Genomic DNA, 7,348 nt, shown 5'->3' with positions numbered 1-7,348 from the left:
GCCGGGGGCCGCAGGGGGCGGTGGAGGCGAAGAGGGCGGCAGCGCCGGTGCGTCGGCTGGCGGCCCACCGGCCGACAACGTGACCGTCATGCCGTGAGCCCGGTTGCACCGACGGGTTCGGGGGCACCCGCATCCGTCGACTCCTCGCCGGCACCGCGAACAATGCGCACCACAGAAGAGGCACCGAGCGCCACGATGACGAGAACGAGCAGAAACCACGGCAGCACGAACATGAAACCATCGCGAGTGAGAGGCGAGAGGGCGGTACCCTGCACGGTTGCCGGAGGCGTGAAGGTGGCGTGGGTGGTGAAGAAGCTCCACTGCCCGAGCCCGGTGAGAGTCGCGTCGATCAAGCGGGTCTCATCGGGTTTCAGACCGGCGATGGCCACCGTCTGGGGGCCGCCGATCATGTTTCCGAACGGGCCGACGATCGAAAAGGTGGCCGTGGAGTCGATAGTGGTGCTCGACACGTTGTGCACGGTGAACAGGGCGTGCTGCTCGCCCGCCAGCGGGTTGATGCTCCAGCTGTATTCAGAGCTCACGCCGCTGATGAAGATGAGGCCGCCGAGGTCGAATTCGCCGGCCTTGGCCACGGGTGCGGCGCTCGGGTGCGCGGTGGGTGTGACAACGGTGCTGCCATTGCCGACCGATCCCGCGCCTGAGCCCGTCCCCGTGCCCGAACCCGAACCCGCAGAGCCCGCAGACGCAGTGCCCGCTGCCGCGGCACCGGGCGCCACGGGAACCGTGGTCACAGTGATTCCGATCGACGGGTCATCGGCTGCGAACGCTGCAGCCGGTACGAGACCCGCGGCAAGTGCTGCTGCCAGAGTGAGCGCACCGAGGGAGGTGGCGACGAGCATCCGCCGGGTCACCCGAGTGGCTTTCGGCGTCATTGCACCACCGCGTGGCGACGCGCTTCTGCCTCGGTGTACTCGAGCCACGCCGCGGCGATCTTCTCGTCTCGACGGCGACGCAGTCGAATGATCGCGTACACGATGAGAGCGATCACCAGCAGGATGATGAGCCACCACGGCATGGCCAGCGTGACGGTGTCGCGGTCGACGTTCGTCAGCGCCCCCGGGTCGAGCGCGTCACCGTCGACGAACGGCGCCATGCTGACGTACGGATTGAGGTAGCCGAGCTGACCCACGTCGGGAACCGTCAGCGAGACCGTGCGGGTGCTTCCTGGTAGCATCTCTGCCAGATCCTGGCGCACAGGGCTGGCCGCCGCGATTCCGAAGTAGGTGTTCACACCCGCCACCATGTGAGCCGAGAGCGCGATGTTGCCGTTGTTGCGAATGGTGTACGTGAGAGTGGTTGAGCCCTGCAGCGGGCTCAGTGCCGAGCTGTACGACGCCGAGATGCTGCTGATCGTGAGCGAGGACTGGAGCGCTCCCGGCACGCGAGCGTAGAGCCGGGTGGCAACGCGCCGGTCGACGAGAATGGCGCCCTGCGCCGACTGCACCGAGATGACGATTCCGGCAGCGTGGTCGCCGGGTGAGGCGTCGGCGGGGGCATCCACGCTGAAGGGAATGACCTTGGTAGCGCCGGGGTCGAGCGGAACCTCGAGCGTCTTCGCGCCACCCGTGAACGACACCCAGCTCCCAGCGTCGGTGGGTACAGAGTCGGTTTCGAGCAGGCCGAATGCGCCGTCGTCGGTGTTGTAGGCGTCGGTCGCGAAGACCTTCATGGTCTCTGGTGTCGTACCGGTGTTGCGAAGCACGTACTGGTCGTCGAGATGCTGGCCCGGTGAGAGTTGGTAGCTGAAGCGCGAACGGCCGTCGGCGCCGTTCACCCCGGCCGGCGCGCCGGAGATGCCAGAGGTGTCGTCGTCGGCGTGGGCGGCAGGAGTCGGTGCCGCCACGAGCAGCGACCCGGCCACGAAGAGGCCCGAAAGGGCGAGGCCGAGGGGGCGGCGAATCGGGCGAGTCACGTTGCTGAGAAGGGGCACAGTAGATTGATCCAAATCGAGTTGGCGTGGCGGGGTGAATCAGCTGAACCAGAGGTGAACGGAGCTCAGCCGGTGAGAGACGACTGCACCCCAGAAGGAGGGGCACCCAGTGGACGCCCCTCCTTCCTTCACACAATCAGTACGGTGAAACGGGTGTTACTTCGATGCCAGCGTGATGGTGAGCTTGGCCGTGTAGGTGCCGGCCGGCTTGTCGGCAGGAGCGACGAACGTGAGGTCAGCATCGAGGTCGGTGCTGGCGATCGCGGCGGTCAGACCCGACGAGGCGAGAAGCGCCGGGTTGACGGCAGAGCCGGCAGCCTGGGCAACGGCGAGTGTCACACCGGCGGGAAGAGCGGTGGCTCCGGCCTTGGGGGTGATACCGAGCTGCTTCTTGTCGATGGTGGTGGTACCGTTGGTGAAGTCGGTCACCGAGCTGGTGACAGTCCACCCCGGGTGCGACACAACACGGCCATCCTGAACCGTGAAATTACCGACGGTGCCGGTGGAGGTCGACAGGTTGTTGACCAGGGTCGCTGCGTTCAAGACGTTGGTGGTCTTGGCCGACGACACGAGGTTCAGCGTTCCGTCTTGCGCAGCAACGGTGGTCGCCGCGATGTTCTGGTCGAACGAACCGCTCGGAGGCGTCGCTGGGCCCGTCGCGACAGGCGTCGCGAAGGTCCAGGCACCGGTCACCGGCGTGACCGTGATGGTCGTGTAGTAGACCGCGCCAGAGGCGATCGACAGGGCGTTGTTGTTGGTGAGCGCGAACCCGAGGCTGTACGTACCGCCGTTGGCTTTGACCGAAGCCAGGTTGCCGTTGGTGTGCGAGTCGAGCGTCATGGTCGGCAGCAGCACGTCGTGCGTTCCGGGGTAGAAACCCCCGGGCGCGATCGCGCTCCATGCTGACGGAGTGCGCTCTGAGCCGACGGGCGCGATGAACGTGCGCACGTCGGTCGCGTCGGCGACACCGGGGTAGACGACGGTGCCGTCGTTGGTCGCGGTGGGAGAAGCGACGACCTGCTTGTTGAAGGCGAGGGTCGTACCGGCGGCGATGGGGTCGCCGGTTGCTGCGTCGAGCAGAAAGATCGGCGCGGTGGAGTTGACCGGCTGAGCGGGGTCAGCGGCGAAGGCAGACGTCGTGGTGGCACCCATGAGGGCGGCGACGACGATGCCGACCGAGGCCACACGAATGGCGTTTGTCTTGAACATGAGGGGTATGTATTCCTTAAGTTTCTGTGCGCGGGGGGTTAGATGGTGGCGAAGGCGCGCTGCGCCGTCGTCGAGACGGGGGCAAGGAAACCGAACTTCTTCTTCACAGCACCCGAGGTGGTGGCGAACGAACCGAAGTTGGTGAGGCTCTGGCCGACGGTGGGGTCGATCAGCGCGGCGAGGTTGGCGTCGTACGCAGGGTCGTTGCTGTTGACGCGCTTGTACTCGACAACGACGTAGGTGTCGCGGCCGAGGGTGCTCGAGTAGTAGGCCGAGTTGGGAACAAGCGCGGTGCCGGTTCCGGTGAACGGCGCGATGCCGTTGGTGCTGCCGAGCTGAACGCCAGTGGTGCCGATGGTGCTGACGCCGGTGGCGCCGTTCGACTGGGCGACCCAGCTGGCGGCCGAGAACGGGATGATCTCGTTGGCGCCGAGCACGGAAGCGTCGTTCTCCGGCGTCGTGTTGTTGACGTCGTTCACCGTCGAGCCGAGCGTGGTCACGCCGATGGCCGAAAGAAAGAACGAACGCGTACCCGAGCTGCCCTGCGGCAGACGCGGAACAACGACAGTGCCGTTGATGGTGACCGGGGTGTTGCTCTCGTAGACCTGCTTGAGCTGAGCGGTGGTCAGCGCGCCGATGGCCGTGCTGTCACCCTTGTAGGCATACGAAACGGCGTCACGGGAGTAGGGCACGTAGAGCAGCAGGCCGGCGGCGTTCGCGTTGGCGCCGGGGCCGCTGGATGAACGGGCGATGTCGACCTGGCCCGAGATGGTCTTGGTGGGAACAGCAGCGTTGCCCGAGTAGAGCGCAGTGCCGTTGATCGAGGCGCGAAGCGCGTTGACGCCAGCACCCGAGCCCGAGGGGCGGCCGAAGTACGGGCCGTTGGGCTTGGTCTGAATCGACGACGAGCCGAACGCATCGAACGAACCGACGGTGGCACCGGCCGAGGTCACACGAACGAACGAACCGCTGATCGAGGTACCGTTCGTGAGCGCGTTCACCGAGTCCTGCAGCGTGTCGGAGCCCACCAGCACGTAGCTGTTGGAGACCGGTTCTGCGTTGGCCGGTGCCGCAAAAGCGAAACCGGCGATGGCGACGCCCACTGCCGCGCCGATGGCGACAATCTTCTTCATTTTCACTGTGATGAGTTCCTTTCGGGGGTGACCGGCCATTCGCAGGTGCGAGCGCGCCGACTTGGGTGCACGGGAGCCCGCGAGGGTGCCGGTGAACGGGCCAAGAATGGGGGGCATCAGGGTCGTCTCCTGATGCGCGACATGAAGGGGAATGCGAAAGCTGCGCCAAGACCGGCGAGGATGCTCGCCGGTACCGCTGCCGCGATGGCCCCGTTCTGCGGGTCGGCGGGCGTGGGAGAGCCGAGCAGGGGTGCGGCGGTCTGGCCCGTGGCGGCAGGGTCGGTGATCGTCGGGGCGGCAGCCGTGACCGGCTGCACCGCCGGTAGGGCCGCCACCGCGACGGGCTTCGAGACGGCGGCGGCAGGAGCCGACACCGGGCTGGGCGAGGGGCTCGCCACGGGAGTCGCGAGGGGTCCGTTCGCGATGATGGTGGCGGCGGCGAGCGCCTGCCCCTGCCACGCGGCCGGAATGGGCGCGTATCCCTCCGGCAGTTGCCCGAGCGCCGTGCCCGACACCTGCCCGGTGGTCACCGCATACCGGATGAACGCCGCATAGTCGGCCCTGAGGCTGTCGTCGCCCATTGCCGGGTTCACTGCGGCGTACACGGGCAGCGTCAGAGGGTAGGCCGTCGGGGTCGCACGGGCGGCAGACGATGTGGGGTCGAACTGACTGACCTGCGCCTGGCTGGCATTCTCTGTCATCGCCGCGCCGGCCGCGCTGAGCGAGGCCGTGGTGGGGGCTACGAAGACCCCGGCCGAGTTGCGAAGCGACGCGGAGAAGGTCTGGTATTTCGCCGCACTCGCCGTGTCGGTGATTCCGATCACACGCTGCAGACCGGCCAGGGCCCGCGCTGTCTTGGTGTACTTCGGTGTCGCCGCCAGCGAATCCCACGGCCCCAGAATCTGGCCGTCGCCTCGCAGAATGAGGTACCCGCTCGTGTCGAAGTCGTTGGTGTACGGGCGCCAGGTGACCACGTTCACGGCAGCGGCTCCGGCCGGGTCTTTGGGCTGTTCAACCGGGTCGGCTTTGGGAAAGTTGTCGCGCGGCAGAGCGAGAGCGACACCGGTTGGGTTCTTCGACGCATCGGTCGAGCTGTAGGGGTTCACGATCATGCCCCACGGATCGGGCTTGCCGGCCAGAAAATCAACGGCCTCTGGGTCAGAGAGCACGTAGCTCCAGAGTGCGAAGGCCGCGTCGGAGCGGCCCTGCGGCTCGAGCAGGTCGGCAAGGGCAGGCGAGGTGATCTGCTGGTCGGCCCATTCGGGATCGTTGATGGCGAGAAAATCTTTGTCGAGCGTGAGGTTTCGGGCGTTGTTGCCCGGGTCGGTCGGGCTCTTGTAGTTGATCTGCGATTTGTCGGCACCGGTCGGAAGCGAGTCGAGGTACGAGTTGGTCAGCAGTTTGGCAAGCAGTCGCGGAGTCAGGTTCAGCGAGGTGAAAGGGGTTCGAGCATTGTCTGTCGAGGCCTGCGGAATGGTCTTGATGGCGCTCGGTTCGCGATCGATGGCGAACGAGATCGAGATACCGGTGAGCGCGATGGGCGCATAGATCAGCGGATCACCCGTGTCGGCCGTCTGCGTCAAGGGTCGTGAGGTGAGCGCCATGGGTTGCTCCACAGTGCTGCTCGCCGCCTGCAGAGCGTCAGACTCGCTGCCAGAGATGATCGTGTACGCCGCGCCGCCTGCTGCCCCACAGAGCGCAGGCTGCCACGACGACACCGCCCCCGAGACGAGCTCGCTGCCGGCCAACTGGCGTTCGGCCGACCCGATGGTGCAGCTCACGCCGATGGGCTTGAAGTCGAGACGGATGGCGACGCGGTGCTTCCAGGCGTCGAAGAAGAGGCCCGACTTCGTGATGTTCTGCTCGCCCGTATCGGCGGTGCCTCTCGGAATTATCACGAGCCAGCACGAGCTGCCGGTCTCTGTGCCGTCGCTGGCGGCGATGCGACTACCACACCCGAGACCCGGTGACTGCGCGGCCGTCTGCACCTCGAATTTGACCGAACCCGAACCGTTGGCACCCGACCCCGCCCACGAAATCTCGTTGCTGGTCTGCTTGGTGAAGAACTGGTTGTTGTTGACGTCGACTGACTCGTCTTTGATGTTCGGCGACCCCTTCGGGTACGCCTTCGGGGGGTTCACCACCGACGCGACGGTGACGCCGGTGGCCGAAACGAAGGGGATCGAGGTGTAGGCGGGGTCGAGTGGCCCACTGCTGGGCGCCGTGTACTGCAGATCGGCGGTAGCCGTCGTGCCCGGGCTGATGAAGGAGTCTCGCGACGCGCCGGGCGTGTTGAAAGCGCCATACTGGCACGTTGTACGGTCGGGCTCATCGGTATGACCGTTCAGGTCGCCCCAGCACTGGGCGATCTGCAAGAAATTGGCGCCACCGGTCTGGCCGCTCGGCACCTCTGACTTCAGCCCGCCCTTCCACGAGACCTGGATGCCCTGGGCCATCAGGTCTTTGGTCTGCGACACGGTCACCACGAGGTCTTTCATCGGCGCGTTGGCGATGTCAGCGTCTTGGGAGTAGGCCGAGACGGTGACCGCCGACGAGACATCGGCCCGAGCAGACTGGGCCGGGATGACGGCGCCGGTGAGGGCGACGAGAGCGAACACGGCGCCGCCGACCAGCACACCGGAAAGGCCCTGCAGTACGGCGGAGCGGCGGCGGGGCATCCGGTGCCGTGCCGACGGCGGGGAAGAGGTGGAAGAGGAGACGGAGGCAGACTTCAGGCTCAGAATGGGCATGGCGGGGCCTACCTCGGGGAGTTTCGTTTGAGCCGGCGCGACAGCAACGGCGGCAGAACGATGGCGATGAGCAGCAGAGCTCCGGCCACTGTCATGACGATCTGCTGGGCGCCGAAACCGGTGTCGGAAAGGGCGAGGGGCTTCGAGACGGCCACTGCTGAGCCGCTCGCGGCACCACTGACAACAGATCCGTTCGCGTCGTACACCGCGGTGTTCGACGCGCTGTCTCTTATACACATCTCCGAGCCCACGAGACGCTACGCTAGCGGGTATGGCGGGGTGGGGGTGGAAAAAAAAAGGGGGGG

Annotated in this window: 6 protein-coding genes; all 6 read right to left on the bottom strand. The window is 66.4% G+C overall.

What is annotated here, in order from left to right:
- Nucleotides 1–86 precede the first annotated feature (86 nt).
- A complete protein-coding gene (locus QN358_RS18295; RefSeq protein ID WP_323513209.1) occupies nt 87–893 on the bottom strand; it encodes a hypothetical protein in 807 nt (268 codons plus the stop codon).
- Nucleotides 890–1,933 (bottom strand): hypothetical protein, encoded by a 1,044-nt coding sequence (locus QN358_RS18290; RefSeq protein ID WP_323513208.1) that lies wholly within the window; start codon nt 1,931–1,933, stop codon nt 890–892. The genes QN358_RS18295 and QN358_RS18290 overlap by 4 nt, the downstream gene beginning before the upstream one ends.
- A gap of 174 nt (nt 1,934–2,107) precedes the next feature.
- The gene (locus QN358_RS18285) at nt 2,108–3,160 is read right to left on the bottom strand and encodes a hypothetical protein (protein ID WP_323513207.1); all 1,053 of its coding nucleotides are present in this window, start codon (nt 3,158–3,160) and stop codon (nt 2,108–2,110) included.
- A 38-nt stretch (nt 3,161–3,198) separates the two neighbouring features.
- Nucleotides 3,199–4,410, bottom strand: coding sequence for a hypothetical protein (locus QN358_RS18280; RefSeq protein ID WP_323513206.1), 1,212 nt, complete (start codon nt 4,408–4,410; stop codon nt 3,199–3,201).
- A complete protein-coding gene (locus QN358_RS18275; RefSeq protein ID WP_323513205.1) occupies nt 4,410–7,043 on the bottom strand; it encodes a hypothetical protein in 2,634 nt (877 codons plus the stop codon). Before QN358_RS18275 ends, QN358_RS18280 begins: the two co-directional genes overlap by 1 nt.
- Before the next feature lie 8 nt (nt 7,044–7,051).
- Nucleotides 7,052–7,294: a hypothetical protein gene (locus QN358_RS18270; RefSeq protein WP_323513204.1), complete on the bottom strand. Its 243-nt coding sequence runs from the start codon at nt 7,292–7,294 to the stop codon at nt 7,052–7,054.
- Nucleotides 7,295–7,348: the final 54 nt, after the last annotated feature.

Origin of the sequence: Subtercola sp. RTI3 (assembly GCF_035018625.1) — a bacterium.
In the GTDB taxonomy this organism is placed as follows: Bacteria; Actinomycetota; Actinomycetes; order Actinomycetales; family Microbacteriaceae; genus Subtercola; species Subtercola vilae.
This window is presented reverse-complemented; position numbering and strand designations above follow the sequence as displayed.